Source organism: Rhodoferax sp. RT4P68 (assembly GCF_056521305.1).
Map to the genome: position 1 here is coordinate 1 of NZ_JBWMBB010000042.1, position 2,695 is coordinate 2,695.

Annotated in this window: 3 protein-coding genes; all 3 read right to left on the reverse strand. The window is 68.4% G+C overall.

Going from position 1 to position 2,695, the window contains the following annotated elements; genetic code table 11:
- A partial coding sequence (locus AC099J_RS31520; protein WP_479619257.1) for an ABC transporter transmembrane domain-containing protein occupies nt 1-760 on the reverse strand: 760 nt, incomplete at its 3' end.
- A gap of 31 nt (nt 761-791) precedes the next feature.
- Nucleotides 792-1,124, reverse strand: coding sequence for a hypothetical protein (locus AC099J_RS31525; protein ID WP_479619258.1), 333 nt, complete (start codon nt 1,122-1,124; stop codon nt 792-794).
- Nucleotides 1,125-1,228: 104 nt separating this feature from the next.
- A partial coding sequence (locus tag AC099J_RS31530) for a calcium-binding protein (protein WP_479619259.1) occupies nt 1,229-2,695 on the reverse strand: 1,467 nt, incomplete at its 5' end.

A 2,695-nucleotide genomic window follows, 5' to 3' on the forward strand; every position in this document is an offset into this window, starting at 1 on the left:
CCAGGTAGGCCCCCAGCGCGAGCATGAGAATCTGGATCGCCTGGCGCACCGTCTTGGTGGCTGCCGTGAAAGCCACCGTACTGCGGCTGGCATGGGTCTGTGTCGCCGCGATCTGGTCCTGCAGCGTGCGCCAGCGCGTCAGCAGGCGCTGCGTCATGCCCAGTGCCTGGAGCACCTCCGCGTTGTGCAGCGAACTTTCCACATACTGCGAGGCGCGACGCGCGTCGCGCTGCAAGTCCTCCAGTGCCCGGCGGCTGATGCGGTCATTGAGCCACGCCAGAATCAGCATCAGGAGCGCCGAGAACGCAGCACCCAGACCCAGGGCCGGGTGAAACATCCAGATCACCGCCACATAGACCACCACCCAGGGCGCATCGAACACGGCAATCAAGCCGTTGGCGGAAAACACCGTGCGAAGCGCCGCCACATCGCGGATGCCCTCGGTCCGCGCGCCGGTGGGGGCGCGCGCCGCGCGCTGCACGATGGCCCTCACCACTGGCGGCGAGAGCCGCTCGTCCAGCAAACTGCCCAGCACGTTCTGCAGGCGCGTGCGCACATAGTCCAGCAGCAGCAGGATCACCAGGGCCACCCCGGCGCCCGCGAGCAGCACCACGAGCGTGTCCAGGCTGTTGCTGGACAGGACGCGGTCGAACACCTGCAAGGTGAAGAACGCCGGCACCAGAAACAGCAGGTTGATGATGAAGGAGAACCCCGCGATGTACCCCAGCAGCGGTCGCAGTTCGCTCCACAGGGGGGTCATGGCGTGCTCCTCGCGTTCGCGGGGGCGGGCCTCACTGCGGCCGCGTGTTGTGGGCGGGCTCGGGCGGCATCGCACCGTTGGTGCCGACGCGGCTTCTGGCAGACGCCGCCTCTTCGAGCTCCTTGACGCGCCGGTTCAGCCCTTGGATCGCCAGCAACTGCTGCGCGTAGCTGCGGGCCAGCTGCTGGGTGATGTCGGACAGCCCCTTGATCGCGATGGTCAACTCGTCCTTGCGCGTGTTGACCATGTTCATGCGCGCCATCACCAGCGTGGCAACGTCGCGCGGGTCTGAGATGGCTCGGGCATTCTGCTGGGCGCCGGTGGCGCTCTGCGGGCCCGCTTCGGCCCCGTTCTGTTCGCTCATGTCGATCCTCCGTTTGACCAGAAATTCAAACCGTCACCAGCGCCCATGCGGTCGGCACCGCACGGGCCCTTGGCGTCGAGGTTTCAGCCCGTCGGCGATCGTCTTCAGGCCGCCAGGATGAAGTCCGACTGCGTGATCACGTTCACGCCGTCGCCGTTCACGCCCATCAACAGGATCGAGTTCAGCCCGTCGAACTCGACCAGCGTGTTGGCACCGATGTCGGAGATGGTCACCGAGGCGGCAAAGTCGCCCGCGGTGATGCCGAGCCCCGCGATGTCCAGGCGGTCTTGCGCATTGACCCCGTCCGGGCTGGCGTCGAAGCCGATGATCGTGTCGTGCCCGAAGCCCGGCGCGAACTGGAACATGTCGTTGCCGACACCGCCGTTCATCACGTCATCGCCTAGTCCACCGATGAGCAGGTCGTTGGCGGCACCGGTGTTGATGGAGTCGTTTCCGTCCTGGCCATCGACACGGTTGGCGCCGGCGTCCAGCGTGATCACGTTGTTGCCCTGGCTGCCGATGACGTTCTCGACCGCGTTGAGCGCGTCCGTTCCGATGTCGGCACCGGTGGCCGACGTGGCGGTCACCGTCGCGTTCGCTGCTGTGGCAGACAGGTCGTAGGTGTCGGTGCCCACGCCGCCGATGTAGCTGTCGTTGCCGTCCCCCACCAGGGCGACGAAGCGGTCGTTGCCGACACCGCCGTTCACCGTGTCGGCGCCCGCACCGCCGGTGATGACATCGTTGCCGGCATCCCCGTTCAGCATGTCGTTGCCGGCGCCGCCGTTGACCACGTCGGCTCCGCCGCCGGCGTTGATGATGTCCGCTCCGCCGCCGCCGTCGAGCGTGTTGGCACCCGCACTCCCGGTCAGGTTGTCAGCGGCCGAGGTGCCGATGACCCGCTCGATCGAGGCCACGGTATCGGCCCCGGTGGCGGCACTGCTGGCAGTGCCGGTCGCCAGGTTGACGATGGCCGCCGCGCCCGTGCCCGACAGGTCGTAGGTGTCGTTGGCGCCGCCCGCGCCGACGTAGGCATCGTTGCCGTCGCCCGCCGTGGCGAAGAAGGTGTCGTTGCCGGCCCCCCCGTTCACGCTGTCCGCCCCCGCGCCGCCCGTCATGGCGTCGTCGCCAGCGCCGCCGATCAGCGCGTTGGCGGCAGCGTTGCCCACGAGCGTGTCGTTGCCCGCACCGCCGGTCACGTTCTCGATGTTGGCGATGGCGGCGAAGCCCGTCGCGGTGCCGGTGTTCAGGCCGACGGTGACGCCCGTGGCCGTCGTGCCGTAGCTCAGGGTGTCGACCCCGGCTTGCAGGTCGGCCGTGAACGACTCGACGTCGATGGCCACGCTGTTCGCGAAGCTGGCAATCGTCGTGCCGGCCAGAACCACGACGAGCGTCTGGGCCGTGGCGCCCGCGCCACCCAGGATGTTCACCCGGTCGTTGCTGCCGGCGCCGCCGTCGATTGCATCGTTGCCGTCGCCGATGGTGTAGGTGAAGGTGTCGTCGCCGTCGTCGCCGAAGAGCGCGTCATTGCCCGTGCCGCCGACGATGGTGTCGTCGCCCAGCCCCCCGCGCAC